Here is a 25,112-nt window from a genome sequence, read left to right as displayed (position 1 = left end):
CCGCCGCCTTCCCACCAGGTAGGTACGGCCCAGATCGCCGCGGTCAGCGGAGATACGTTGGGTCACGCTAGCGTGGACAGACCGTCCGGGTTTATAGAGGAGGTGCGGTGGCCCACGTCGAGCTCTCACTCTCAGAAGTCCGCGTGCCGGCGGTAGGGGCACCGGCAGAGCAGGAGTACGACAACGTCACCTCCTGGTCGGTGACCGTCTCCCGGGCAGACGAGCCCTGTGTGCTCATCGCTGCCGACACGCGCGTGGTCGCCGTCTCCGCCTCCGGGTCCCAGCTGCTTTTTCTCGGCGGCCGCCGGGACATGATCGGGCAGCCGCTACTCGACGGTAGCCTGCGGTTACTCGACTTCACCGCCAACCGGGGCGAGCTGACCGAGCCGGAGCTCGACAAGATCCCGCCGCTCCTCGCCATCACCTCCGGCCGCCTGGCCCGCGGGCTGCTCCGGATCAAAAGGGTGTCGGCCCGCGCGCCGGACGCCACCGTTGACGCCATCTCCACCCCGGTTCACCGCGCCGGTGCGGTCGTCGGCTCACTCACATTCTTCTCCGAGGTCTGACCCGCGCACGGCATGTGGCACGCGCCGCACGCGGTGTGCTGGGTAGGAACCGTTCAAGGCCGTAAGGTGCCCTCATGCTGGATATCGCTCTGCTGCCGGGTGATTACGCTGTCTGCCGCCTGGCAGCCGGCTCTGCCCTGCCACCCGGCCTGTCGGGCGGGTTGAGCGACAATGACGTAGTCACGGTGAGCTGGACCACCGACGGCGTGTCCGTGATCTGTCCCGCAGCACGCGCACCGGCACAGACCGAGACCACCTGGCGTTGCCTACGTATGGTCGGCCCCTCTGACCTCGCGCTCTCCACCGGCCTGGCCGCTCTCATCGACCCACTGGCCGAGGCCCGTGTCTCCGTGGTTACCTTCTCCACCCACGACACCGACTACCTGCTGGTCCCGGCGGTCCGCCTCGATCAGGCCGTCACCGCGCTCGGCCAAGCCGGGCACCGGGTCCGCACCTAGCCAAACCCGGTGTCGCGTTGCCTCGGTCGAGACGAGACCCGGCCGAGGCTTCACCAGAGCAGCAGACCCTCCTACGATGGGTTCCCATCCGCCTGCGCTCATTCATGTCGATTTGAGGATCGTCCGTGCCGTCCGGCCCACCCCGCCTCGCTGCTCCCGCTCCGCCCACCCACCGGTCCCGGGCTGGGTCGCCGGCCCGGCGTGGTCGGTCAAAGACCCCGGCCACGACCGTGGTCGGGGTTGTGGCGCTCCTGGCGGCGCTGCTCACGTCGGGCTGTGGCACCCCGCCCGAGCTGCGGGATGCCCAGCCAGGCCAATCAGCCCGGTCCGCATCGCCCACCCCGACCGACACCGCGCCCACCACCACGGCGCCGCCAACCGGGGCGCCGACCCCCACGGCCAGCAGCACGCCGGTCGCCGTCCGGTGCCCCGCCGGCCCGTCCGGCCAGCAGGTGACCGCCCTGGTACGCGGCGAGGACCTGCTCCCCACCGACGCCCAGGTACGGGTGCTGACCGGGCCGCTCTGCGCCGACGACTGGCACTACACCCTCCTCGCCGTCACCGGCCACGAACCACTCCAGGTCGTCAGCCGTGGTTCCGGCACCGCACCGCGCCTGGTCACCGCCGGCACCGATGTCTGCACAGCGGAGGTACGCGTCATCTCCCCGACCGGCATCCAGACCCTGGCCTGCGACGCCGGCTCGGGTACGTAGGCTGTCGCCATGCCGGGAACACCGCCGACCCGCTTTGTCTTCCTCGGGCCCGAGGGAACCTTCGCCGAGCAGGCGCTGCGGACCATCCCCGCCGCCGAGCGGGCCAGCCGGATACCCGCCCGCAGCGTCGGCGAGGCGCTGGAGAGCGTACGTGTCGGTGCCGCCGACGCGGCGCTGGTGCCGCTGGAGAACTCCATCGGCGGCGCGGTCGGGGTGACGCTGGACGAGTTGGCCGAGGGCGAGCCGTTGGTGATCACACGAGAGGTGATCCTGCCGGTGGAGTTCGTGCTCGCCGCCCGCGCCGGCGGGCACCTCGGTGCGGTGCGTAGTGTGGCCGCCCATCCCCAGGCGTCGACCCAGTGCCGGGCATGGCTGCACGCTCACCTTCCCGACGCGGCGGTGGTTGACGTGCTCTCCAACGGCGCGGCGGCGGTCGGGGCCGCGGCTGGCGACTTCGACGCGGCGATCTGCGCTCCGATCGGCGCGTCCCGACACCGGCTCGCCGTACTGGCCGACAAGATCGCCGACCACCCCGACGCGGTGACCCGATTCGCGCTCTTCTCCCGGCCGGGGCCGCCCCCGCCGCCCACCGGGGACGACGTGACGTCGCTGGCGGTCTACATCGCCCACGACCGGGTGGGCGCGCTGCTCTCCGTGCTGATGGAGCTGGCCGTGCGTGGGGTCAACCTGACCCGGATCGAGTCCCGGCCGACCGGCGAGGCGCTCGGCCGGTACGTGTTCTTCCTGGACTGCACCGGTCACCTGGCCGATGCCCGGCTCGGCGAGGCACTGCAGGGACTACGTCGGGTCTGCGCCCAGGTGCGCTTCCTCGGGTCGTACCCCCGGCACCGCTGGGCCGGCGGCGAAGGTGGACGGCCGGCCCCAGCCCCATCGGGGCCCGTTGACGCCGACTATGTTGACGCCGCCGCCTGGCTGGCCCGGCTGCGTGGCGGGGATCTCAGCTGAGACGGGTCGTCGCGGCGGCCCGGCGACTCAACCCCAGCCCAACTCGTGCAGGCGCTCGTCGTCGATGCCGAAGTGGTGGGCGATCTCGTGCACGACCGTGATCGCCACCTCCTCCACCACCTCCTCCTCGGTGTCGCAGATGCGCAGGATCGGGTTGCGGTAGATCAGGATGCGGTCGGGCAGCACGCCCGAGTAGTCCCAACCGCGGTCGGTCAGGGCGTGCCCCTCGTACAGGCCGAGTAGCTCCTCACCGGGGGGTGGGACGTCCTCGACCAAGATGACCACGTTGCTCATCAGGCGGAGCAACTCCTCGGGCACCTCGTCGAGCGCGTCGCCGACCAGTTCCTCGAACCGCTCCCGGTTCATCTCCATGGCCACTGCCCCATTCTGCCGGTACCCGAGGTTCCGGAGGGGGCCGGCGGGCGCGATTCGGTCCGGCCCACCCCTGGTCGGTTGTGCCATGATGCGGATCAGACTCGTCGATCCGAGAGGTTTCCGATGGATCCGGAGCAGCCCATCCCCCGACAGGAAGACCGGTCCGACGGCATCGTCGGCGAGCAGCGGGGCGGAGCCGCTCCTCGGCTGTCGGGCCGTCGGCGCGGCCTCACCCGGATCCTCCGCGACCGGCGCCCACCCCTCGTTCTCGCCGGGCTCGGGGCCGCCGCCGGGTTGGCCTCGCTGGTGGGCGAGTGGGTGGTGCTGCACCTGCCGACCGGCGGTCCGGCCGGCGGTCCGATCCAGATCCCGGAGACGGTCGACGAGGTGGGCGGTTTTGGCAACGCCTACCTGGTCGGCCTCCTCGGTCTGGCCGTAGCGGTCGCTCTCGCCCTGCGCGGCACCGGAGCCACCCGGTCAAACGCCCGCATCGCCGGCCTGGCCCTGGCGGCTGCTCTGCTCGCCGTGCTGGTCGCCGGGGCCACCACGATCGGCGACGCGGACGTACGCGCCATCTACTACCGCGGCCAAGAGGGCTTCGACATCGCATACGGGCGGGGGATGGTCACCGCCTTCCTGACCTGCGCACTACTCGGCGCTGCTCTGCTGCTCGCCCCGGCCGCCGGCAGGCCCGATCCGGCGCCGGAGGCCGGGGCGGCAACGCCGGCCCGACCACTGCGTTCCCGCCGCAGCGCCGCAGTGGACGACCTGCCGCCCCCCGCCGACCTCACCGTCGGCCCGACGACACCGTTCGTTCGCCCGGACTGATCGAGCCGAGCCGGGCCACCGGGCACCACCCTCCGGCTTGCCCGACCACTGGCCGCAACGCTGCCGCCATGCCACCCGTTGGCACCAGATTCACCGGTTAGCCATGGTTACGACTGCCTCCGCGAGGTACGGTTGCTGCCCGCCGTAACGCCGGGTCACACACAACTGTGACGACTGGCCGCGACGGCGGCGGGCGAAGGAGGAGCCATGGTCCGCCCGGGATTACCGAAGTTGATCGCCACCGACCTGGACGGGACGCTCGTCCGCAGCGACAACACCGTCTCCGCGTACACGCACGAGGTGCTCGACCGGATGCGCACCGCCGGCATTCCGATGGTCGGTGCCACCGGTCGCGGACCACGGCTGACCGAGCTGACCCGCAACGACATCCGCGCCGCCGACTTCCTGGTAATGGCCAACGGCGGCCGGGTGGTGGACCAGAGCGACCCGGACGGGCCGTTGGTGCTCCGCGACGAGTGGCTCTCCGGTGCGGTGCTGGCGGAGCTGCTGACCGAGCTGGAGGCAGCGGTCGGCCCGCTGACCGTCATGGTGGAGTCGTCCGACGAACCCAACGCGCCGCTGTGGGGGGACTACCACGCGAGTTGGCCGTACCCGGACCTGTTCGAGGCGCGCAGCCGGGCCGAATGCCTCTCCGGCAACGTGATCAAGGCCTTCGCCCGGACCGCCGACCACCACACGGACGAGCTGTTGACGGCGGCCCAGCGAATCATCCCACCGCACGCCGCCTCGCTCACCCAGGCGGGCCTGGGCTTCATCGAGATCTGCCCGCCCGGCGTGGACAAGGCGACCGGGCTCCGGGTGGTCGCCGAGCGGCTCGGCGTGGACCCGGCGGAGGTTCTGGTCTTCGGTGACCAGCCGAACGACCTGCCGATGTTCTCCTGGGCAGGGTGGGCCCGGGTGGCGGTTGCGAACGCGCACCCGGCGGTGCACGCTGCTGCCGACGAAGCTACCCTCCGCAACGACGACGATGGGGTCGCCGTCTACCTTGACCGGCTGCTGACCCGCTGACAGCGGCCCGGGCCGCACCGGTCAGAGGTACTGACCGGTGCTGTGCCCCTCGCTGCCCGCCGACTGCGCCATCCCGGGCATGCCGGGCGCGATTCCACCCGCCCCGCTGGGGAGGGCCTGCCGACCGGAGCGCATCTGCTCCAGCTGCACCCGGGCCGCCATCTGCTGGGCGACCAAGGCCGCCTGGATACCGTGGAAGAGCCCTTCCAGCCAGCCAACAAGCTGCGCGTGCGCGATCCGCAACTCGCTCTCGCTGGGTGCCTTCTCCTCGGTGAAGGGCAGGGCGAGGCGCTCCAGCTCTTCCCGCAGCTCGGGGGCGAGCCCCTCCTTAAGCTCCACGATGGACCGCTCGTGGATCTCCCGCATCCGGTGCCGGCTGGCGTCGTCCAGCGGGGCAGCCTTGACCTCCTCCAACAGCTGCTTGATCATGCTGCCGATCCGCATCACCTTGGCCGGCTGCTCAACCAGGCGGGCCGGGTCCTCCTGGCTCTCTTCGGTCTGCACCGTGCCGACTGGACGGCCGTCCGGTCCCACCACCACCACCGTGCCGGTCCGAGCAGTATCGTCTTGGCCCTGCTCGTCAGCCTGGTCCTGCACGTCGTTCTGTCCTGCGGACTGCGCTTCGGTCATGGCACCCATCTTTCCCCAGCCGCCGGCGGCGTTGCCCCCCGGGAGCAACGATCAGCGCCGATCGGGGCAACCCGCTACCGTCACCGGCATGTCCAGCGACCCGCGTTCCGTACTCACCCGTCCCGCGCCGGCCCCGGACGTCACCGTCGCCTACGGCCCCCATCCGGACCAGGTCGCGGATCTGCGCCGGCCAACCGGTGCCGGGCCGGCCCAGCGGCTGGTGATCGTCGTGCACGGCGGCTTCTGGCGGGCGGAGTACGACCGCCGGCACACCGCGCCGCTGGCGACCGCGCTGGCCGGGCTCGGCTACCCGGTGGCGCAGGTCGAGTACCGCCGGACCGGGCAGCCCGGTGGTGGCTGGCCGGGAACCATGGCCGACGTTCGGACCGGGGTGTCCGAGCTGCCCCGGCTGGCGGCCGAGGCGTTCCCCGGCGCGGTGGCGGCCGGCCCGCCGCTCCTCATTGGTCACTCGGCAGGGGGGCAGTTGGCGCTCTACGTAGCTGCTGCCCTACCTGCCATGGTCGGCGGGGTCCTCGCCCTGGCCCCGGTGGCGAACCTGGCCGAGGCCTACCGACTGGATCTGGACACGGGTGCGGTGGCCGCACTGCTCGGCGGCGGCCCGACCGAGGTGCCGGACCGCTACGCGGCCTGTGATCCGCGTTCGCTACCACCGCCAAAGTCACGGACAGTAGTTATGCACGGCGCCCTCGACCAGCAGGTGCCGGTAGCGATGAGCCGAGAGTTCGTCACGGCCGGGCACGCCGCCGGCGGCAACATCCACCTGGTTGAGCTGCCCCATTGCGAGCACTTTGGCCTCATCGACCCAAAATCGACGGCTTGGCCGGAGGTGGTCCTCGCGTTACGCTCCCTCACCAAACCTAGGAGCTAGTTGACGCAGCGTTGCCGAGCGGGATAGCACGCCGGATGGGCAGGATTCGCCCGGCCACGACGCTGGAAAGGGACCCGGTGACACAGGTGAACCGCAGGCGTGCCCTACAGCTGTTGGCGGCGCTGGGCACGGCCGGACTCGTGACGGGATGCAACAACAGCAGTGCGTCCGACGCCGCGGCTCCGCTGAGTCCCATCAAGATCGGCATGCTCATACCGCAGACCGGTGATCTCGTCGACGTCGGGACCGAGGTGGCCAACGGCTTCCAACTCTTCCTGGATCTCAACGAGGAGCAGCTCGGCGGACACCCGACCGAGTTGGTCACCGCCGATGAGGGCAACGATGCGAAGTCCGGCCAGGCCGCGGTTGAGAAGCTGCTCAAGCAGGGAGTGCTGGCCCTCACCGGCGTGGTCGGCTCGGCCGTCATGCTCGGCATCCGGGACACGGTGGAGCAGGCCCAGGTGCCGCTGATCGGTTCCAACGCCTCCCCCAGCAGCCTGCAGAGCGTCGTCTACATCTGGCGCACGTCGTACGTGCTGGACGAGGCCGGTCGGGCCCTCGGCCGCCACCTGAAGAAGGCGCTCGATCCGTCGGAGCGGCTGTCGATCATCATGCCGGACTCCCCGGCCAGCAAGGACGTACTCCGGGGCTTCCAGCAGGAGTTCGGTAAGTCCGATCCCCGGATCGAAGATCCGGTTACCTGGACGCAGGAGATCTCCGGCACCCCGGGCAAGAACGCCTACCGGCGTGATATCGCCACCGCGCTCAAGCGTGAGCCGGACGGCGTCTTCTGCTTCTTCGCCGGCACCGCCGCCGTGGAGTTCCTCAAACAGCTCCGCGCGGAGGGGTACACCGGCCCCATCTACGCCCCGGGCTTCCTGACCGAGGGCAACGTCCTGGCGAGCTTCAAGGACAAGACCGATGTTCTCGGCATCCAGACCGCCCTGAACTACTCCCCCGACCTCAACAACGCCGCCAACCGGCTCTTCGCCTCGGCGTACCGCAAGAAGCACGGCACCTCGCCGACCGCGTACGCGACGGCGTCCTACGATGCGGCGCACGTCCTCAACCAGGCGATCCGGCGTGCTGGCGCGTCACCCACCCCGTCGGAGGTGAACCTCGCGCTCGGCAAGATCGGCCGGGTTGACAGCCCCCGCGGGGTGTGGCAGTTCAACCAGCCGCGCACCCCGCAGCAACGGTGGTACCTCCGAGAGGTCCAGCTCGACGGCCAGCTCCTCTCCAATGTGCTCTTGACCGAGCTGGCCACGCTCGGCTGAGCGGGGCGGCGCCGATCCACTCTCGCCACCGGGCCGGCGCCACGCCGCTCGACAACGGGCGCTAGTGGCGCAACTCGGCGATGCAGCACTTCACGCTGCCGCCACCCTTGCGTAACTCGGCCAGCGCCACGGGCACCGGCTGGTAACCGGCGGCTGCCAGCTTGTCGGCGAGGCCGGTCGCCTCGCTGTTCAGGACGACGTTGCGCCCATCGCTGACCAGATTCAGACCGAACGCGAGGGCGTCGGCGTCATCGGCGACGACAGCTGCTGGAAAGAGCTGCGCCAGAACCTTCTGGCTGGCGGCGGAGAAGGCGCCCGGGTAGTAGGCGATGTTGCTGTCGTCGATCGAGGCCAGTGCCACGTCCAGGTGATAGAAGCGGGGATCGACCAACCGCACCGAGACCACCGGTCGGCCCAACGCCTCCTGCGCCTCGGCGTGGGCGGCGGGCTCGGTCCGGAAGCCGTAACCAGCCAGGACGAGACCACCGTGCGCCGCCGGCAGGTACGCGAAGTCACCCTCGCCCTCATTGGTGGCGGTCGGGGCGATGAAGTGCCAGCCGTGGGACTGGTAGAAGGCGCGATGGGCCGCGGCCTCGGCGCTCCGCTGCGCATGCTTGTACTGCGCGCCGTAGACGGTGCCATCGACGACGAAGGCGCCGTTGGCCGCGTAGACCATGTCGGGTAGCCCCGGCTCGGGGGTCAGCAGGCGCACGTTGTGGCCGAGCCCAACCAGCGTCTCCCGCAGCCGGTCCCACTGCTTGACCGCCAACTCCACGTCAACCGCGGCGGTGACATCCATCCACGGGTTGATCGCGTACTCGACCGTGAAGTGTTTGGGCGGGCACATGAGATATGTCCGCTTTCGCGGCACTCGCTGCTGGTTCACGATTACCAAGGTAGGTATCGTTTTACAGCGGTTCCAGCCGCAAATATTGCTTCCAGGAGGCAGAACATTGCAGATAGACGCAGTGGATCAGCGAATCATTGCGCTGCTCGTCGCCGACGCCCGTGCGTCGTACGCCGAGATCGGACAGCGGGTTTCCCTGTCCGCCCCGGCGGTGAAGCGACGGGTTGACCGACTTCGCGCGACCGGGGTCATCCGCGGATTCACCGCCGTCGTTGACCCGGCCGCGGTCGGCTGGACCACCGAGGCGTTCGTCGAGCTGTTCTGCGCCGGTCGGACCACGCCACCGCAGATCGGTGTCGCCGCCCGGCGGCACCCCGAGGTCGTCGGGGCCTACACCGTCTCGGGCGAGGCGGACGCCCTCGTCCACCTGCGCGCGGCCGACATCGCCCACCTCGAGGCCGCACTGGAACGCCTACGAGCCGAATCCTTTGTTACCTCCACCCGCAGCACCATCGTGCTCTCCCGGCTGGTCGAGTCCCCCGGCGTCGGCCCCTCCGACTGATCACCGTCGCCGCTGCTCCCAGCCGTCCCGGGACCGCCACCCCGCGGGAGAGCCACGACAGCGAGCCGCACGGGAACCACGGGCCGGCTGGCGGCGTCGGAAGGGGCATGACATCACGCCGTCCCACTCTTGTCGCGGGTGGGCTGCTCGCGCTCCTCCTGCTCGCGGGCAGCGTCGCCGCGACCCGGTCACCGGCGCCGAAGACGCCACCAGCCGGACCCGAGTCGCCACTACAGCTGGTCTCCTTCGACTCCTGCGCCGACGCGCTGACCGAACTGCGCGCCGCGACCGCGGCCGAGGTCCACCCGTGGGGGCTCGCCAACAGCGCGCCCCAGCAACGAGTCGGACTGGAATTACTAGACGCCGCCAGCGCCACCGCCGAGTCGAAGCCGGCCGGGGAACACTCGCTCACCAATGGGTACGAGCCCGGCGTTGACGAACCGGACCTGGTCAAGACCGACGGGCAGCGGATCGTCACCATCAGCCAGGGCGTGCTCCGGGTCGTCGACCCCACCACCAACCGCTTCACCGGGCGACTGGACCTCAACGATGGCCCCGACCAGCGCCACTGGGCCCAGCACGACCTGCTCCTGTACGGCGATCACGCGGTGGTCCTCACCGACGCGGCACCGATGGTCCTCCCCGCGTTCGGCCCCGGTCGCGAGGACATCGCTCCGCCACCCGGATCGAGCCCGCCCACCGCGACCCGGTTCCGCCTGGTCGACCTGAGCGGCCCACCCCGGCTGCTCAGCACGTACGAAATCAACGGTCGCACCCTTGACGCCCGACAGACCGGGAGCACGGTCCGGGTGGTGGTCCAGTCCCACCCCCAGGTGACCTTCCCGGAGCTGCCCGCCACCGCCGACGATGCGACCCGTGAGGAGGCGAACCGGGCCGCGGTGGCCGACGCGGGCATTGAGGCGTGGCTGCCGGCCTACGAGTGGTCAGCCGGAGCGGAGCACGGAAGCGGTCGGGTTGACTGCGACCGACTCAGCCGCCCACAGACCGGCACCGGCTCCGCCGTGCTGACCGTGCTCAGCTTCGACCTCACCGCTGACCGACTCACCGACGGCGACCCGGTCAGCGTGGCCGCCGCCGCGGACACCGTCTACAGCACCGGCGACAGCCTCTACCTGGCCGGCCAGCGACAGCTGGCGGCACCGCCCACTCCGGGCCGGTGGCCCGACCAGACCGGCACGTCGGTCACCGACATCTACCAGTTCGACACCACCGCCGCCGGCCGCCCGCGGTACGTCGCCGCCGGCACGGTGCCCGGCCGGCTGATCAACCAGTACGCCCTGTCCCAGTGGCAGGGCCACCTACGCGTCGCCACCACCACCACGGGCCAGCTCACCGCCACCACGGGCCAGGACGCCACCACCACGAGCCGGGAGGCCACCACCATCCCGCGCCAGGACGAGCGCAGCTCGGAGTCCGGCGTCCACGTGCTGCGTCGACAGGGCGAGGTGCTGACCCGGACCGGTTCGGTCACTGGCCTGGGCCCGGGGGAGCGAATCTATTCGGTGCGCTACCTCGGTGACACCGCGTACGTGGTGACGTTCCGGCAGACCGACCCGCTCTACGCGCTCGACCTGAGCGACCACGCCGCCCCCCGGGTCACCGGGGAGCTGAAGATCACCGGCTACTCGGCGTACCTACACCCGGTCGCGGACGGCCGGCTGCTCGGTATCGGGCAGGAGGCCGACCTCGACGGACGTGCGGAGGGGGTCCAGGTCTCGCTCTTCGATGTCCGGGAACCGGCCCAACCGCTCCGGTTGGATCGCTGGCACCGCCCGGACGCCTGGTCCGCCGCCGAGCACGACCCGCACGCTTTCCGGTACGACCCGAGCACCGGGCTACTCGCCGTCCCGGTCAATGCCGGCCTGCGTCTGTTGCGGGTCTCCGGGGACACCCTCACCGACCAGGGCGAGGTGACCCACCCGGGTGGGTTCATCACCCGTTCGCTACTCGTCGGTGACACCCTCTGGACGGTGTCGGACGCGGGCCTGCGGGCCATCAACCCGACGACCGGGCAGAGCCTGGCCTGGCTGCCAAACAGCTGATCAGCTCTGGCCCGGCGGGTGGGCCTGGTCGTTCGGAGTTCCGGGCTCACCCGCCACACCCAGCTCGATCGGCCAGTCGGCGGCCAACTGTTGGATCCGGGCCGCGGCGACGCTCGGCTCCGCGCCCCCGCCGACCGCGACCCCCACCAGGTAGGCGGCGACCGGCGCGCCGGGGCGCAACACCTGATGCGCCACCTCCCGGGTCAGGTCGAGCACCGCTGGCACCGGCACCCGAGCCGGGTCAAGGCCGAGCTCGGTGCAGACCGCCGTCACCCAGTCGTCCATCGAAGTCATCGCACCCACTCCTCTGCCCGGCGTAAGTCCTCGTCAGTGTCACAGTCAAACCATGGTGGGGGGCCTTCTCCACGCCACGGCATCTCGCGTACGGCCAACCCGTGCAGCAGCGCCCGCAGTGACGCCCCGGCCAGGGGACGCTGGGTGACCAGCCGGGTGAACGCGGCCCGCAGCGGGGCGACCCGCCACACCCCGCAGAGTGGCTGCCGCCGCCCGGCGTCATCCACAAAACACACCCCGTCCATCCCGCCGGGACCCACCGCCGGCTGGCCCCCGCCCTGCTCACCGTCGAGCTGGTCCAGTAGTGCTCGGACCGCGTCCCGGGTGAGCAGCGGCAGGTCGGCGGCGAGGAGGGCGAGGAGGTCCACATCGGCGGGTAGCCGGTCCAACCCGGCCGCCGCAGCGGCGACCGGCCCCCCACCCGGCGGCGACTCTCGGGTGATCAGCACGTCGGCCGGCGCGCCGGCCGCCGGGCCCACCAGGATCCGCGGTGCGGCGTCGGCGACCGCGGCCAGGACCCGGTCCCGCATCGGACGGCCTCCGACCGGCCGGGCTGGCTTGTCCACGCCATCCATCCGTCGGGCCGCACCCCCGGCCAGCACCACTGCCGCGTACCTGCGCACCTGGCTACGGTACCGGCCGAGCCCGCTCGGCCCCGCGCCCACCTGCGAGTACAGCGGCTGCCGAGGGCCGAGCCCGCCGGCCGGTCAGCGGGCACCCCGCCCGCCCCGCCGGGGGCGGGGATGAACCACGCCGGGCAGCGCAATGGCTGGCCACCCGGCCAGCCTGGTCGGGGGCACCCCACGCCGAAGCAGGTCGTCCACCAGGAGTGCGAGCGAATAGTCGGGATGTAGGGCGAGCACCCGTTCCAACGCCACCGCCGCCAGCGCCCCCTCCCCGGCCCGCCAGGCCGCGAAGGCCAGCAGCGAGCCGGGGGCGGCGATCAGCTCCGGCTCGGCCCGGCGGAGCAGGTCGGCCCAGAGCGCGATGTCGGCTTCCCGCCCGTCGGTGCGCTCCCAGGCAAGGTCTCGCACCGTCTGGTCAGTCAGCAGCAAACTCAGCCAGGCCACCTCGTCGTCGTCGAGCCGCTCGCCCCGTCGGTGCCGACGCTGAGCGGCCCGGATCGTGATGCTCCCCGCCGCCCGCACCGACCGCCCACCAGACCGGTCGCTGGGCCTGTCGCCAGACCGGTCGCCGGACCGCTCGGCCCCGGGGGCCCGGGTCACCAGGTCGGCGAAGCGCTGCCCCGCCCGCTGCGCGGCCCGCCGCAGCTGAGCTCGCTCCTCGCCCTCGACCGACGCCACCTGGGCGACGAGCGCCGCCCGGTCGGGCAGAGCGACCTGACCGGCGAGGACCGCGGCGGCGGCCACCTGACTCGTGCTCGAGTCGTACGCGGTGCCGTCGGGCGGACAGCACTCCGGCTCCGGGCAGAGGTATGACCAGTAGCGGCCATCGGTGACTCGGAGCGCGTCGAGCACCGCGATCCCGACCTCGGCAAGGGCCTGCCGGACGGCGTCAACCGCGGGGGTGACCCGGGAGGCGGACCCGTAGCCGAGCACCGTCGCGCGGTCGGTGGGCTGCTGCGCGACCACTGCCGCCAGATGTCGGGCCGCCGCGGTGGAGCCGGCCAGGTCCGCAAGGTCTGCCCGTGCGGCGAAGGTGACCCGTGGGCCACTCATCCCCACCACGACCACGCTGTCCGTTGGATGGAACCCGAGCAGATAGGGCACGGCGGCGATCAGGTCCACGCCGGAGCGAACGGAGAACCGGGGGAGGTCAGTCGAGGCCATCTCGGCAGCCTGTACTCCGCCCCCGACCGTCGTCCGCCCCTGTGGACGACACGCGGTCTATCCACAGCTACGGTGGGTAATTGCGCTGGTAGCGGCGACTTCTCGGCCTCCGGCGCCCCTCGACCCGCCCCCACCCACTACCGTCCGACCCATGGATCTGGCGTATCTGCGGGCCCACCCGGAGCACCTGCCGACCTTCCGGACCCACCAGCGGATCCGGGAGACGCCGGTCGCTGGCGGCAGTAGCTGCACCGCCGCCCGGCTCACCCTCGACGACGGACATTCGATCTTCGCGAAGACCTGGCCCGAATCGGCCACCGGAGAACAGCCGGGGCACTTCTTCGCCAGCGAGGCGGCCGGGCTGCGCTGGCTACGAGAGGCGGACGCGGTCGCCGTACCGGAGGTGATCGTGGCACTGCCCAACCTGCTGGTGCTGGAGTGGGTCGAGCCCGGCGAGCCCGACCCGGGGACAGCCGAGCGGTTCGGCCGGGAACTGGCGGCCCTGCACCGGGCCGGCGCCCCGGCCTTCGGCGCCGAGTGGCCGGGCTTCATCGGCACGCTACCGGCGGACAACACCCGGGACGAGGGCCCGTGGTCGCGGTGGTTCGTCGAGCGCCGGCTCCTGCCGTACCTGCGGATGTCGGTCGACAACGGTGCGCTCGGCCCGGCGGAGCGGAAGCTGGTCGAGCAGGTCGCCGACCGGGCCGCCACCTTCGACGGCGACGAACCACCGGCCCGGCTGCACGGTGACCTCTGGCCGGGCAACCTGCTCTGGGGCCGCGACGACCGGGCCTGGCTGGTCGATCCGGCAGCACACGGTGGCCACCGGGAGACCGACCTCGCGCAGCTCGCGCTCTTCGGTGGCGCACCGCACCTGGACCGGATCCGCGCCGCCTACGACGAGGCGTGGCCGCTGGCCGACGGCTGGCCGGAGCGGATCCCACTGCACCAGCTTCACCTGCTGCTGGTACACACCGCGCTCTTCGGTGCGACCTACCGCGAAGCGGTTGCCCAGACCGCCCGGAGCGCCCTGCTCGGCTCGGGCGCGCTACCGTCATAAGGTGAGCGCCGCCCGACCGACCGCTGGCGTCCTCGTTGACCGGCACGGCCGCGTCGCCCGAAGCCTGCGCGTCTCCCTGACCGACAAGTGCAACCTGCGTTGCACCTACTGCATGCCGGCCGAGGGGCTGCCCTGGCTCGCCGGGCCGCAGCTCCTCGACGACGACGAGGTGGTCCGGTTGATCCGGATCGCCGTGCAGCGGCTCGGTGTGACCGAGGTGCGGTTCACCGGCGGTGAGCCGCTGATCCGGCCCGGCCTGGTCGGCATCGTCACGGCGGTCGCGGCGCTGGCCCCTCGGCCGCGCATCTCGCTGACCACCAACGGCATCGGTCTGGACCGGCTGGCGCCGGCCCTGCGCACCGCCGGCCTGGACCGGGTGAACGTCTCGCTGGACACCCTCGACCGGGAGCGGTTTGTTCGGCTGACCCGACGGGACCGACTGGATGCCGTGTTAGCCGGGTTGACCGGCGCGGCCAAGGCCGGGCTGACCCCAGTCAAGATCAATACAGTCCTGATCCGCGGCATCAACGAGGACGAGGCGCCCGCCCTGCTGCGCTTCGCCCTCGACAACCACTACGAGCTGCGCTTCATCGAGCAGATGCCGCTGGATGCCCAGCGTGGCTGGGACCGGTCGACCATGGTCACCGCGGACGAGATCCTCACCCTGCTGCGGGCCGGACACACCCTGGTGCCGGACCCGTCCCACCGGGGCGCGGCACCGGCCGAGACCTGGCTGGTCGATGGCGGCCCGGCCCGGGTCGGCGTGATCGCCAGCGTCACCCGCCCCTTCTGCGGAGAGTGCGACCGCACCCGGCTCACCACCGACGGCCAGGTCCGCGACTGCCTCTTCGCCACGACCGAGTCCGACCTGCGCGGAGCGCTCCGCGCCGGGGCCGACGACGACGAGATCGCCCGCCGCTGGCAGACCGCGATGTGGGGTAAACGGGCCGGCCATGGCATCGACGACCCGGGGTTCCTACAACCCGCCCGCTCGATGTCCGCGATTGGAGGCTGACATGTCTGATCTGCGGGGGCCAGCGACCGACGCCCGGCCCGACCGGATCACCGCGACCCTCACGATCCGCTACTTCGCCGGGGCCCGGGCGGCGGCCGGATGCGCCGAGGAGCACCTGCCCGCCGGCCGGTCGCTGGACACGATCCTGACCGACATCGCCGACCGACACGGCGAGCGGCTCCACGCGGTACTCGACGTCGCCAGTTTCCTGGTTGACGGGGTGAACTGGCACGATCGGCAAGCACCGCTGCCCGCGGGCACCACGATCGACGTTCTGCCCCCCTTCGCGGGCGGCTGAGGGAGGCACAGCCTTGTTCGCGGTACTGGGGTTCGTCGCCGTTCTGGCCCTCCTCACCGGCCTGGTCCACCTCTACCTGTGGAAGCGGCTGGTACGCGACACCACTCGACCGGGGCTCCCGCGACGCATCGGTGGCGTCACCATGCTGGTGCTCACGGTGCTCGTCCCGGCCACGCTGGTCGGCACCCAAGCCGGGGTGCACTGGCTCGCCTGGCCGGGCTACCTCTGGCTCGCGGTCCTGTTCTACCTGCTGGTCCTGCTGGTGGCCCTGGAGCTGCCAATGTTGGTCGCCCGGCTGGTGCTACGCCGCCGGGTAGCCGCCGCCACGCCCACCGCCCCGGCACCAGAACCCGTCCTGGTGGCAGCCGGCGGGTCGGCCGAACCGCCGGCCACCGCCCCGCCCGCCGGCGGACAGCCGGACCACGATCCGTCCCGCCGGTTACTCCTCGCCCGGGGGGCGGCGATCTTCGCCGGGCTCACCGCCACCGGCCTGACCGGCTACGGCGTGCGCACCGCCCTCGGCCCACCCCAGCTGGACCGGGTACAGGTCCCCCTGGCCCGGCTACCCCGAAGCATGGACGGCCTCCGCATCGCCACCGTCTCCGACATCCACATCGGCCCGCTGCTCGGACGCGCGCACACCGAACGGATCGTGGCCACCATCAACCGGCTGGACGCCGACCTCGTCGCGGTCGTCGGCGACCTGGTGGACGGCTCCGTCGCCGAGCTGGGCGAGGCGGCAGCACCGCTGCGCGACCTGCGATCCCGACACGGCAGCTACTTCGTCACCGGCAACCACGAGTACTACTCCGGCGTGGAGGAGTGGGTGCAGGAGGTGGACCGCCTGGGCCTGCGGGTCCTGCAGAACCACCGGGTGGAGATCAAGGCCCGGGGCGGGGCACTCGACCTGGCCGGGGTCAACGACGCCGAGGCGGCCGGCACCGGAGTGGCCGGCCCGCCGGACTACGCCGCCGCCCTCGGCGACCGGGACCCGAACCGACCGGTGGTGCTCCTCGCCCACCAGCCGGTCGCGGCCTTCGAGGCCGCCAGATTCGGTGTTGACCTGCAGCTCTCCGGGCACACCCACGGTGGGCAGATCGCACCCTTCAACTACCTGGTGCAGCTCGAGCAGCCGGTGGTCTCCGGCCTCGGCGAGATCAACGGCACCAAGGTGTATGTGACCAACGGCGCCGGCTTCTGGGGACCCCCGGTCCGGGTCGGCGCCGAGCCACAGATCACCCTCGTCGAGCTGCGTTCGGCATAGTGCAGCTCACGTGAGCGCGTGGCGGCGAGCGTAGGGCGCGGGCTTCATGGCAGGATGCCTCGTGCCTCCGATCAACGCCGCACCCCCCGGTGGCCTCCCGTCCTTCGTCGCGGACCTGCACATCCACTCGAAGTACTCGCGGGCGTGCAGCCGTGATCTCACCCTGCCGAACCTCGCCTGGTGGGCTCGGCGTAAGGGCGTCGCCGTCCTCGGCACTGGCGATTTCACCCACCCCGCCTGGTATGACCACCTCCGGGAGACCCTGCACCCGGCGGAGCCGGGCCTGTACCGGCTCGCTCCGGAGGCCGAGCGGGAGATCGCGCGCCAGCTACCGCCGCGACTCGCCGACGAGGCGGAGAGCGCCCCGGTACGGTTCATGCTCAGCGTCGAGATCTCCACGATCTACAAACGCGACGACCGGACGCGCAAGGTGCACCACCTGGTCTACCTACCGGACCTGGCGGCGGTGGCCCGGTTCAACACGGCGCTCGGGCGGATCGGCAACCTCGGCTCGGACGGCCGGCCGATCCTCGGTCTGGACTCCCGCGACCTGCTGGAGATCACCCTTACGGCGAGCCCGGACGGCTACCTCGTACCGGCGCACATCTGGACACCGTGGTTCTCCGCCCTCGGCTCCAAGTCCGGCTTCGACGCGATCGCCGACTGCTACGCCGACCTCGCCGAGCACATCTTCGCGGTGGAGACCGGCCTCTCCTCCGACCCGGAGATGAACTGGCGGGTCGGCAGCCTCGACCGCTATCAGCTGGTGTCGAACTCCGACGCCCACTCCCCGCCCGCGCTGGCCCGAGAGGCGACGGTCTTCAGCTCCGCCCGCGACTACTTCGCTATCCGGGAGGCGCTGCGGACCGGCGACGGCCTGGCCGGGACGATCGAGTTCTTCCCGGAAGAGGGGAAGTATCATGCGGACGGCCACCGACTCTGCGGCGTCAACTGGGCACCGGAGCAGACCCGGGCGGCCGGCGGGCGCTGCCCGGAGTGCGGCAAGCCGCTGACCATCGGAGTCCTCAACCGGGTGGAGGAGTTGGCCGACCGACCCGCGGGACACCGACCGGCGCACGCCCGTGACGTCACCCACCTGGTGCCGCTGGCCGAACTCCTCGGTGAGATCAACACGGTGGGGGCGCGATCCAAGAAGGTCGCGGGCAAGCTCAACGACCTGATCGCCGCGCTCGGTCCGGAGCTGGAGATCCTCACCCGGACGCCGCTCACGGAGATCGACCGGGTCGGCGGCGAACTCCTCGCCGAGGGCATCGGCCGGCTTCGCCGGGGTGAGGTCCGCCGGGTGTCGGGCTTCGACGGCGAGTACGGCGTCATCACCCTCTTCGACCCGACCGAAATCCGCCCCGGGGGTGCGGCGGCGCAGGAGACGCTCTTCGACGTACCCGCCGTGCCGGCGCCGCGCCGCCCCGCGGAGCCGACCCCGAAGCCGAAGGCCCGTCGCCCGGCGACGAAGCCCGAGCCGAGGCGGGTCAACCCACCCTCGCCGCCGATCGCGCCACCCCCCTCGCCGCACGAGCCCTTCGAGCCGATGCTGTCCGGGATGGAGGAGGTCGGCACCGGCCTGCTCGACCGGCTGGACGCGATGCAGCGAGTGGCCGCGTCCGCGCCCGGCGGGCCGCTGCTGATCGTGGCCGGTCCGGGCACCGGCAAGACCCGTACGCTGACGCACCGGATCGCGTACCTCTGCGCGGAGCTGAACGTCTTCCCGGAGCGCTGCCTGGCGATCACCTTCACCCGGCGCGCCGCCGAGGAGTTGCGGCACCGACTCGACGGGCTACTCGGGCCGGTCGCCGAGGACGTCACCGTCGGCACGTTCCACTCCGTCGGCCTGCAGCTCCTGCGGGAAAACCACGCGGCCGCCGGTCTGCCGGCGAACTTCCGGATCGCCGACGACGCGGACCGCGCCGCCGCTCGAGCCGAGGCCGGCGACGACCACGACGCCTACCTGGCGCTGCTGCGCAAGCAGGACCTGATCGACCTTGACGAGTTGCTCACCCTGCCGCTGGCCCTGCTGCGAGCCGATCCGCGGTTGGCCGACTCCTATCGCGAACGGTGGCAGTGGATCTTCGTTGACGAGTACCAGGACGTTGATGAGGTGCAGTACGAGCTCCTCCGGTTGCTCAGCCCCGCCGACGGGAGCCTCTGCGCGATCGGTGACCCGGACCAGGCGATCTACTCCTTCCGAGGTGCCGATGTCCGCTACTTCCTGCGCTTCTCGCAGGACTTCACCGATGCCCGGCTGGTCCGGCTGAACCGCAACTACCGTTCGTCGGCACCGATCCTGGCCGCCGCGGTACAGGCGATCGCCCCCTCGTCGCTGGTCCGGGGCCGCCGGCTGGACCCGGCCCGACTCGACCCGGAGGCCCCACTACTCGGCCGGTACGCGGCCACCTCCGTCGCCGACGAGGCCACCTTCGTCGCCCGCACGGTGGACGAGTTGGTCGGCGGGCTGTCGCACCGCTCGCTGGATTCGGGGCGGATCGACGGCGCCATGACAACGCTCTCGTTCTCCGACATCGCGGTGCTCTACCGCACTGACGCGCAGGCCGCGCCGATCGTTGACGCCTTGTCCCGGGCGAACATCCCGGTGCAGAAGCGCTCTCATGATCGGCTTCGCGACCGCCCCGGCGTCACCGAGATCGCCCGGGAGCTGCGGCACACCGGCGGCGTTGACGGCGGCCTGCCGGCCCGGGTTCGGCTCGCCGGGCAGGTGGTCGCGCAACGGTTCGCCACCCCCACCCTCGACGGCTCGGCGGGCACCGCCGGGCCGACCGACGTACGGGTGGCGGTCGACCTGCTCACCCCACTGGCGCAGCGCTGCGGTGACGACCTGGATCTGTTCCTGTCCCAGCTGGCGACGGGGGCGGAGGTGGACGCGCTCGATCCACGCGCGCAGGCGGTCACCCTGCTCACTCTGCATGCCGCCAAGGGGCTGGAGTTCCCGGTGGTCTTCCTGGTCGGCGCCGAGGACGGGCTGTTGCCACTGCGCTGGCCGGGTAGCGAGCCGGACGACGACGCGATTGCCGAGGAGCGACGGCTCTTCTTCGTGGGGGTGACCCGCGCGCAGGATCGGCTCTACCTCAGCCACGCCGCCCGGCGATTCCGGCACGGAACCGAGTACGATTGTCGACCCTCTCCATTTTTGTCCACAATAGATCCGGGGCTCTTCGAACGCCTCGGGGAACCGGAGTCCCGCCGCCCCAAGGACCGCCAGCTCCGCCTGATCTGAAAATCGCACCCGCCACACCACGGTGGCAACGGCGGCGGGATCCCGAGTGTCCGGCCGCTCACACTCCCGCAGGAGGATGCGCATGCCGGACTTCGAACCACCGGCCGGTCAGGGCGACGGGCCGCCTCCCTCTCGGGGCCGCGGACCGCTGGTCGCGGTACTCAGCGTCGTCGCGTTCTTGACCCTCGGGGCCGGGGTGGGGATCCTCTGGTTCCGCACCGGGGGCGATGAGGGTCCGGCGACGTCGGGACCGGACCCAGCCCCCAACGCCGCAGCCTCGCTCTCCTCGGCCGGGCCAGCTACGTCGGCGAGCCCCGCGCCCAGCGTCGCGGCCCCAGACTCGTCGACCAACCCCCGCTTCGTCGAGGTCGGCCAGTGCGTCCGCAACGACGGACCGGCCGACGGCAAACCGGAGTTGCTGATCACCGAGTGCGGCCCGCAGACGTACGAGGTGCTGCTCCGCGTTGACGGCCCAACCACCGGCGAGGAGGACGCCGCGGCGAAGTGCGCCGCTGTCGGCGGCTACACCAACTGGTTCTTTTTCGACAGTGACCTGGACACCCTCGACTTCGTGCTCTGCCTGAAGCAACGCTGAGCACCGAACCCCCGGGGGACGGCAACCAACGAGACACTGGACGAAGGCTTTGATTTCCCAATCTAGGGCTTTCTACCGTGGGAGCTAGATAGCCCTAGATCTGACTCGATACCGGAGCGCGCGACACGCCGGTAGCCCCATCTACCGAGGTCTAGCCCGATTGCTAGACAGCCCGATACTCTCCGATGCGTGGATCCAATCCGCAATCCCTACGCTCCGGGCGCCGGGCAACGCCCGCCCGAGTTGGCCGGGCGGGGGCGTGAGCTGGACGTCTTCGACATCGTGCTGGAGCGGATCTCGCGCGGCCGACCCGAGCGCAGCCTGATGCTCACCGGCCTACGCGGCGTGGGCAAGACGGTGCTGCTCAACACGCTACGGTCGCAGGCGATCAACCGGCTCTGGGGCAGCGGCAAGATCGAAATCCGGCCAGACCAGTCGCTGCGCCGCCCGATCTCGGCCGCCCTCCACATGGCCGTGCGCGAGCTAGCCCCCCGGCACCGCGCTCCGGACCGCATCGACGCCTTCCTCGGCGTACTGAAGGCCTTCGCGCAACGGTCCGCCCCGAGCGGTCGGGGCGGGGCCGCCCCCCGGTTGCGGGACCGGTGGCAGCCCGGCATCGATGTCCCCGCCGCGAGCGGGCGGGCCGACTCCGGCGACATCGAGATCGACCTGGTGGAGCTGCTGACCGACGCCGCCGCGGTGGCCGCCGATGTCGGCACCGGCATCGCCGTCTTCATCGACGAGATGCAGGACCTCGCCCCGGAGGAGGTCTCCGCGCTCTGCGCCGCCTGCCATGAGCTGTCCCAACTCGGCGCGCCACTGATCGTGGTCGGTGCCGGCCTGCCGCACCTACCGGCCGTACTCAGCGCAGCGAAGTCGTACTCCGAACGGCTCTTTCGCTACCAGCGCATCGATCGACTCGACCGGATCGCCGCCGACCAGGCGCTCTGCGCGCCCGCTGAGCGCGAGGAGATCGAGTACGAGCAGAAGGCGCTCGACCTGCTCTACGAGAAGTCCGGCGGCTATCCCTACTTCGTCCAGGCGTACGGGAAGGCGACCTGGGACCACGCCCCCCGCTCACCGATCGCCGCCGCCGATGTCCGGGTGGCGGCGCCGGACGCCGAGGCCGAGCTGGCGGTGGGCTTCTTCGGCTCCCGGTTCGAGCGGGCTACTCCGGCCGAACGCGAATACATGCGGGCGATGGCGACCCTCCCCCTGGTTGACGGTGCGGACGACCGGGCCCGAGACGACATGGACGCCGCCGTGCCGACCGCCGAGATCGCCCACGCGCTGGGACGCAAGCCCGCAAGCCTCTCCCCGGCTCGGGACGCGCTGATCAAAAAGGGGCTTATCTACTCCGGCGAACGCGGCACGGTGGCGTTCACGGTGCCCCACTTCGGCCGCTACCTCCGCACCCAGCCGACCTAGCCCGGTCGAGCCAGCCGACGTAGCCCGGTCGACTCACACCTTCGACCACGGTGGAGGAAAGATCACCTCGCCGGGTGGGGGCGGTCCCGTGCCACCGCCGACCGAGGGCAACACTAGGGCCTGCCAGGGCTCGCCGAGCCCGGACCAGGGGCTGGTGAGACCGAGCCGGTCGGCCCGGCCGAACCCGAACCGCCGGTAGAAGGCCGGATCACCCAACACCACCACGAGGCGCTCGCCCAGCTCGGCGGCCGCGTCCAGGGCCGCCTGCACCACCGCGCTGCCCAGCCCGATGCGCTGCCGGTGCGGTGCCACCGCCACCGGTCCGAGCACGAGCGCGGCCACATCGTCGCGGTCGGAGCGAACCCGCACCCGGGTGAGCAGCGCGTAGCCGACGACCTCACCGCCGTACTCGGCCAGCATGGCCAGCTCCGGCACCCACTCCGCGCTGCCGCGCAGCTCGTCAACGAGGCCGACCTCCGGCGGGGTGGTGACATCGGGACGGGCGAACGCGCCGGCGAGGACCCGACGAACCGCACCGGTATCTGCCGATTCCTCGGGCCGTAGCCGCATGGTGGTCACGCCGGGGACCTTACCCTCCGACGCGGGCCCGTCCGGGACAGTCCCGCGATTCGGCGTGGCAGGCGAGCTGCGGCAACCGATTCGGATCGGTCCGTTGCCGGGGTGACGGCGGATCCGACAGGGTATGACTGACCCATGACACCCGTACGCTCCCTCGCCCGAGTCATGCTCAGTGGCATCCTCGTGGTCGAGGGGGCCCGTAGCCTCACCGCCCCGAGCCGGCTCGCCCCCGCCGCCAAACCGATGACCGACCGGGTCGAACCCCTGCTGCGACGAGCTGTTCCCGGCATCCCCACCGATACCGAAACCCTGATCCGCGCCAATGGAGCCGTACAGTTCGGTGCCGGCCTAATGCTCGCCACCGGACGGCTCACCCGACCGGCGGCCTTGGTACTGGCCGGCACTCTGGTTCCCGGTACTATCGCTGGGCATCCTTTCTGGACTGACGCGGATCCGGCGGTGCGGGTCAACAACCAACTCCATTTCCTGAAGAACCTCGGGCTCTTCGGTGGGCTCCTACTGGCTGCCGCGGACACCGAAGGGAAGCCGGGGCTACGCTGGCGGGCCGGTCAGCGGCTCGGCCACTCCCAGCGTCGGGCAACCCGGGCTGTCCGGACCGCCCGCCGGCAGGCCCGGATCGCCGTACGATCGGCAGCGACGGCTCGACGCTTCCCTGGCTGACCTGCGTCGATCCCCCTCCCGTCGTACTCCGTCGGACCAAACGGCGAATCCGATGTACCGCCCACCCGGCGTTAACCCGGTGGAAATGTCAAAACCAGTGTGGGATCCGACACGGTCCCACAACGCGGGAGGCGAAACGTGAGGGACCGTTCTAGGCTCCGTACCGGACCAGGACGGCTAGGACGATATTGGTACGGGGGTGGCCACTCAATGCCGACGACCCTTCGTCGGCGGGTGCGTCGCCTCACCCCGGTTCGCCGCGTCCCGCGGTGGCTCGACCACAGGACCGTCCTCCGGATCGGAGTCGTGGCCGTCGCCGCATACGCCGCCTGGCTCGCCGTCGGCGCGTTCGGGCGACCGTACAACTTCTTCGACATGAAGATCTACCACGGTGCGGCGGTGTGGTGGGCGAACGGCCACGAGCTGTACGAGTTCATCGCACCCGACACGACCCTTGGGTTCACCTACCCACCCTTCGCCGGGCTCGCCATGCTCCCGATGGCGCATCTTCCGGTCGGGCTGGCCGGGCTGGTAAACGCGGTGGCGAGCGTCGCCGCGCTGGCCGTGGTCCTCGCCGCGCTACTCCGCCCGATCGCCGACCGGCTCAACTATCCCCTGTGGTACGCGGTCGCCCTCGCAACGGTGCTCGCCGCCGCCCTCGAGCCATCCCGGGAAACCCTCGGCTACGGGCAGGTCAATCTGCTGCTGTTCGCACTGGTCATGGCCGACCTGATCGGACTGCGCTGGCGATCCCGCCGGAGCACCCACGTCGCTCCCACCGACGGACCGCTGCTGCGCTTCGTCTACAGCGGCGCCTGGGCGGGCGTCGGGATCGGCCTCGCCACCGCGGTGAAACTGACTCCCGCCCTCTTCATCGCCTACCTCGTGCTCACCCGTCAGTGGCGGGCGGCGACCACCGCCGTCGGCACCGTCCTGGCCGTGACGATCGGGTCGTTCGCCGTCGTCGGCCCCGAGTCCCGGGCCTACTTCGGTGGGGTGCTCTGGCAGACCGAGCGGGTCGGTGCCGCCGACATGACCCCAAACCAGTCGCTCGCCGGCCTACTCGCCCGCCTCCACGACTCGATCGAGACCCCGGGGCTGCTCTGGTTCACGTTCGCGATCCTGGTGCTCGCGCTCGGTCTGTCCCGGGCCGCCAACGCACGGGCAGACGGTGACGAGCTGACGGCATTCACCCTGGTCGGGCTCACCACCAGTGTGATCAGCCCGATCTCCTGGACGCACCATCTCGTCTGGGTGATCCCCGCGATCATCGTGCTCGCCGACGCCGCCGTCCGCCGCCGGGACGCCAGCCGGGCGCTCGCCGCCCGGGCCGGCCTGGAGGGCCTACCCGGAGTGAACGGTCTGCGCCCCCCGATCTGGTACCCGACGCTGACCGGGCTCCGGCACGGTGCCGCCGCCCTGGCCCTCTATCTCCTCTTTCTCGTCTCGCCGATCTGGCCGTACGAGCACCAACTGCCCGAGGTGTCGCACTATCAGGACGGTCTCTTCGGTGCCCTGATGGAGAATTCGCTGGCCCTGGCGCTGATCGTGCTGGTCGCCGCGCTGCCCTGGCGCCCCGGGGCCGAGCCGGCCTTCTACGGCGAGCGTCCAGGCCGTCCCGTCCCGCTGGTCAGCCGCCGCTGACCGGCGATCGC

26 protein-coding genes are annotated in these 25,112 nt (G+C 71.4%); 19 read left to right on the top strand and 7 right to left on the bottom strand.

Annotated elements, in window-relative coordinates:
- Window positions 1-107 precede the first annotated feature (107 nt).
- From K228_RS0108640 to pheA, 4 genes are all read left to right on the top strand, one after another.
- Window positions 108-566: a hypothetical protein gene (locus K228_RS0108640; RefSeq protein WP_025618082.1), complete on the top strand. Its 459-nt coding sequence runs from the start codon at window positions 108-110 to the stop codon at window positions 564-566.
- A gap of 74 nt (window positions 567-640) precedes the next feature.
- Window positions 641-1,024, top strand: coding sequence for an ACT domain-containing protein (locus tag K228_RS0108635; protein WP_025618081.1), 384 nt, complete (start codon window positions 641-643; stop codon window positions 1,022-1,024).
- A 230-nt stretch (window positions 1,025-1,254) separates the two neighbouring features.
- Window positions 1,255-1,737 carry a hypothetical protein gene (locus K228_RS0108630; RefSeq protein WP_025618080.1) on the top strand — a complete coding sequence of 161 codons (483 nt, stop codon included), beginning with the start codon at window positions 1,255-1,257 and terminating at the stop codon, window positions 1,735-1,737.
- A 9-nt stretch (window positions 1,738-1,746) separates the two neighbouring features.
- On the top strand, window positions 1,747-2,703 hold the full coding sequence (pheA, locus tag K228_RS0108625) for a prephenate dehydratase (protein ID WP_025618079.1): 957 nt from the start codon (window positions 1,747-1,749) through the stop codon (window positions 2,701-2,703).
- A 27-nt stretch (window positions 2,704-2,730) separates the two neighbouring features.
- Here the strand turns inward: pheA and K228_RS0108620 are convergent, their stop codons facing one another.
- The gene (locus K228_RS0108620; RefSeq protein ID WP_018254989.1) at window positions 2,731-3,075 is read right to left on the bottom strand and encodes a metallopeptidase family protein; all 345 of its coding nucleotides are present in this window, start codon (window positions 3,073-3,075) and stop codon (window positions 2,731-2,733) included.
- Window positions 3,076-3,201: 126 nt separating this feature from the next.
- Here K228_RS0108620 and K228_RS0108615 point away from each other — a divergent pair, with 126 nt between their 5' ends.
- On the top strand, window positions 3,202-3,906 hold the full coding sequence (locus K228_RS0108615) for a hypothetical protein (RefSeq protein ID WP_025618078.1): 705 nt from the start codon (window positions 3,202-3,204) through the stop codon (window positions 3,904-3,906).
- A 207-nt stretch (window positions 3,907-4,113) separates the two neighbouring features.
- Entirely contained in the window at window positions 4,114-4,935 is an 822-nt protein-coding gene (locus K228_RS0108610) for an HAD family hydrolase (protein ID WP_025618077.1), read from the top strand.
- Between the two features lie 21 nt (window positions 4,936-4,956).
- Here the strand turns inward: K228_RS0108610 and K228_RS0108605 are convergent, their stop codons facing one another.
- Window positions 4,957-5,574, bottom strand: a complete 618-nt coding sequence (locus K228_RS0108605; RefSeq protein ID WP_025618076.1) for a bacterial proteasome activator family protein — start codon at window positions 5,572-5,574, stop codon at window positions 4,957-4,959.
- Between the two features lie 79 nt (window positions 5,575-5,653).
- On the opposite strand from K228_RS0108605, the gene K228_RS0108600 reads away from it, so the two are divergent.
- Both K228_RS0108600 and K228_RS0108595 read left to right on the top strand, forming a co-directional pair.
- On the top strand, window positions 5,654-6,454 hold the full coding sequence (locus K228_RS0108600; RefSeq protein WP_025618075.1) for an alpha/beta hydrolase family protein: 801 nt from the start codon (window positions 5,654-5,656) through the stop codon (window positions 6,452-6,454).
- Window positions 6,455-6,531: 77 nt separating this feature from the next.
- Complete coding sequence (locus K228_RS0108595) at window positions 6,532-7,731, top strand: ABC transporter substrate-binding protein (protein ID WP_025618074.1); 1,200 nt, start codon at window positions 6,532-6,534, stop codon at window positions 7,729-7,731.
- Window positions 7,732-7,792: 61 nt separating this feature from the next.
- Here K228_RS0108595 and ddaH read toward each other — a convergent pair whose 3' ends face one another.
- Complete coding sequence (gene ddaH / locus K228_RS0108590; RefSeq protein WP_025618073.1) at window positions 7,793-8,578, bottom strand: dimethylargininase; 786 nt, start codon at window positions 8,576-8,578, stop codon at window positions 7,793-7,795.
- Between the two features lie 106 nt (window positions 8,579-8,684).
- Here ddaH and K228_RS0108585 point away from each other — a divergent pair, with 106 nt between their 5' ends.
- The gene (locus K228_RS0108585) at window positions 8,685-9,140 is read left to right on the top strand and encodes an Lrp/AsnC family transcriptional regulator (RefSeq protein WP_025618072.1); all 456 of its coding nucleotides are present in this window, start codon (window positions 8,685-8,687) and stop codon (window positions 9,138-9,140) included.
- Window positions 9,141-9,247: 107 nt separating this feature from the next.
- Window positions 9,248-11,203 (top strand): beta-propeller domain-containing protein, encoded by a 1,956-nt coding sequence (locus tag K228_RS0108580; protein ID WP_025618071.1) that lies wholly within the window; start codon window positions 9,248-9,250, stop codon window positions 11,201-11,203.
- On the opposite strand, the gene K228_RS0108575 is transcribed toward K228_RS0108580, so the two are convergent.
- The 3 genes from K228_RS0108575 to K228_RS0108565 all read right to left on the bottom strand — a co-directional run bounded on the left by K228_RS0108575 (window position 11,204) and on the right by K228_RS0108565 (window position 13,287).
- Window positions 11,204-11,497, bottom strand: a complete 294-nt coding sequence (locus tag K228_RS0108575) for a DUF6457 domain-containing protein (RefSeq protein WP_025618070.1) — start codon at window positions 11,495-11,497, stop codon at window positions 11,204-11,206. It abuts the gene before it with no gap.
- On the bottom strand, window positions 11,494-12,120 hold the full coding sequence (gene mobA, locus K228_RS0108570; RefSeq protein WP_033776679.1) for a molybdenum cofactor guanylyltransferase: 627 nt from the start codon (window positions 12,118-12,120) through the stop codon (window positions 11,494-11,496). Before mobA ends, K228_RS0108575 begins: the two co-directional genes overlap by 4 nt.
- Window positions 12,121-12,204: 84 nt before the next feature.
- The gene (locus tag K228_RS0108565) at window positions 12,205-13,287 is read right to left on the bottom strand and encodes a DUF4192 domain-containing protein (RefSeq protein ID WP_025618068.1); all 1,083 of its coding nucleotides are present in this window, start codon (window positions 13,285-13,287) and stop codon (window positions 12,205-12,207) included.
- Window positions 13,288-13,438: 151 nt separating this feature from the next.
- Here K228_RS0108565 and K228_RS0108560 point away from each other — a divergent pair, with 151 nt between their 5' ends.
- The 7 genes from K228_RS0108560 (at window position 13,439) to K228_RS0108530 (ending at window position 22,197) form a co-directional block, all read left to right on the top strand.
- The gene (locus K228_RS0108560; protein ID WP_025618067.1) at window positions 13,439-14,347 is read left to right on the top strand and encodes a fructosamine kinase family protein; all 909 of its coding nucleotides are present in this window, start codon (window positions 13,439-13,441) and stop codon (window positions 14,345-14,347) included.
- Between the two features lies 1 nt (window position 14,348).
- Window positions 14,349-15,362 carry a GTP 3',8-cyclase MoaA gene (gene moaA / locus K228_RS0108555; protein WP_025618066.1) on the top strand — a complete coding sequence of 338 codons (1,014 nt, stop codon included), beginning with the start codon at window positions 14,349-14,351 and terminating at the stop codon, window positions 15,360-15,362.
- Between the two features lies 1 nt (window position 15,363).
- Window positions 15,364-15,660, top strand: a complete 297-nt coding sequence (locus tag K228_RS0108550) for a MoaD/ThiS family protein (RefSeq protein ID WP_025618065.1) — start codon at window positions 15,364-15,366, stop codon at window positions 15,658-15,660.
- Between the two features lie 13 nt (window positions 15,661-15,673).
- Window positions 15,674-16,924 carry a metallophosphoesterase gene (locus K228_RS0108545; protein ID WP_025618064.1) on the top strand — a complete coding sequence of 417 codons (1,251 nt, stop codon included), beginning with the start codon at window positions 15,674-15,676 and terminating at the stop codon, window positions 16,922-16,924.
- Between the two features lie 61 nt (window positions 16,925-16,985).
- A complete protein-coding gene (locus tag K228_RS0108540; RefSeq protein ID WP_025618063.1) occupies window positions 16,986-20,174 on the top strand; it encodes a UvrD-helicase domain-containing protein in 3,189 nt (1,062 codons plus the stop codon).
- Between the two features lie 82 nt (window positions 20,175-20,256).
- Window positions 20,257-20,769 (top strand): LppU/SCO3897 family protein, encoded by a 513-nt coding sequence (locus K228_RS0108535; protein WP_025618062.1) that lies wholly within the window; start codon window positions 20,257-20,259, stop codon window positions 20,767-20,769.
- Window positions 20,770-20,958: 189 nt separating this feature from the next.
- Complete coding sequence (locus K228_RS0108530) at window positions 20,959-22,197, top strand: ATP-binding protein (protein ID WP_025618061.1); 1,239 nt, start codon at window positions 20,959-20,961, stop codon at window positions 22,195-22,197.
- Between the two features lie 33 nt (window positions 22,198-22,230).
- On the opposite strand, the gene K228_RS0108525 is transcribed toward K228_RS0108530, so the two are convergent.
- Window positions 22,231-22,767: a GNAT family N-acetyltransferase gene (locus K228_RS0108525; protein WP_029723415.1), complete on the bottom strand. Its 537-nt coding sequence runs from the start codon at window positions 22,765-22,767 to the stop codon at window positions 22,231-22,233.
- A 144-nt stretch (window positions 22,768-22,911) separates the two neighbouring features.
- Here K228_RS0108525 and K228_RS0108520 point away from each other — a divergent pair, with 144 nt between their 5' ends.
- Entirely contained in the window at window positions 22,912-23,457 is a 546-nt protein-coding gene (locus K228_RS0108520; RefSeq protein ID WP_025618059.1) for a DoxX family protein, read from the top strand.
- 210 nt (window positions 23,458-23,667) lie between these two features.
- Window positions 23,668-25,101 (top strand): glycosyltransferase 87 family protein, encoded by a 1,434-nt coding sequence (locus K228_RS0108515; protein WP_025618058.1) that lies wholly within the window; start codon window positions 23,668-23,670, stop codon window positions 25,099-25,101.
- Window positions 25,102-25,112 lie beyond the last annotated feature (11 nt).

The organism is Salinispora cortesiana (genome assembly GCF_000484695.1).
Classification (GTDB): Bacteria; Actinomycetota; Actinomycetes; order Mycobacteriales; family Micromonosporaceae; genus Micromonospora; species Micromonospora cortesiana.
The sequence above is the reverse complement of the archived record's forward strand: the minus strand, read 5'-3'. Positions and strand labels throughout refer to the sequence as shown.

Bases quoted from the DNA above. Each gene is read 5' to 3' on its own strand.
- K228_RS0108635 (WP_025618081.1), top strand. From the start codon at position 641: ATGCTGGATATCGCTCTGCTGCCGGGTGATTACGCTGTCTGCCGCCTG.
- pheA (WP_025618079.1), top strand. From the start codon at position 1,747: ATGCCGGGAACACCGCCGACCCGCTTTGTCTTCCTCGGGCCCGAGGGA.
- K228_RS0108620 (WP_018254989.1), bottom strand. From the start codon at position 3,075: ATGGAGATGAACCGGGAGCGGTTCGAGGAACTGGTCGGCGACGCGCTC.
- K228_RS0108615 (WP_025618078.1), top strand. From the start codon at position 3,202: ATGGATCCGGAGCAGCCCATCCCCCGACAGGAAGACCGGTCCGACGGC.
- K228_RS0108610 (WP_025618077.1), top strand. From the start codon at position 4,114: ATGGTCCGCCCGGGATTACCGAAGTTGATCGCCACCGACCTGGACGGG.
- K228_RS0108605 (WP_025618076.1), bottom strand. From the start codon at position 5,574: ATGGGTGCCATGACCGAAGCGCAGTCCGCAGGACAGAACGACGTGCAG.
- K228_RS0108600 (WP_025618075.1), top strand. From the start codon at position 5,654: ATGTCCAGCGACCCGCGTTCCGTACTCACCCGTCCCGCGCCGGCCCCG.
- ddaH (WP_025618073.1), bottom strand. From the start codon at position 8,578: ATGTGCCCGCCCAAACACTTCACGGTCGAGTACGCGATCAACCCGTGG.
- K228_RS0108580 (WP_025618071.1), top strand. From the start codon at position 9,248: ATGACATCACGCCGTCCCACTCTTGTCGCGGGTGGGCTGCTCGCGCTC.
- K228_RS0108575 (WP_025618070.1), bottom strand. From the start codon at position 11,497: ATGACTTCGATGGACGACTGGGTGACGGCGGTCTGCACCGAGCTCGGC.
- K228_RS0108565 (WP_025618068.1), bottom strand. From the start codon at position 13,287: ATGGCCTCGACTGACCTCCCCCGGTTCTCCGTTCGCTCCGGCGTGGAC.
- K228_RS0108560 (WP_025618067.1), top strand. From the start codon at position 13,439: ATGGATCTGGCGTATCTGCGGGCCCACCCGGAGCACCTGCCGACCTTC.
- K228_RS0108550 (WP_025618065.1), top strand. From the start codon at position 15,364: ATGTCTGATCTGCGGGGGCCAGCGACCGACGCCCGGCCCGACCGGATC.
- K228_RS0108535 (WP_025618062.1), top strand. From the start codon at position 20,257: ATGCCGGACTTCGAACCACCGGCCGGTCAGGGCGACGGGCCGCCTCCC.
- K228_RS0108525 (WP_029723415.1), bottom strand. From the start codon at position 22,767: ATGCGGCTACGGCCCGAGGAATCGGCAGATACCGGTGCGGTTCGTCGG.
- K228_RS0108520 (WP_025618059.1), top strand. From the start codon at position 22,912: ATGACACCCGTACGCTCCCTCGCCCGAGTCATGCTCAGTGGCATCCTC.
- K228_RS0108515 (WP_025618058.1), top strand. From the start codon at position 23,668: ATGCCGACGACCCTTCGTCGGCGGGTGCGTCGCCTCACCCCGGTTCGC.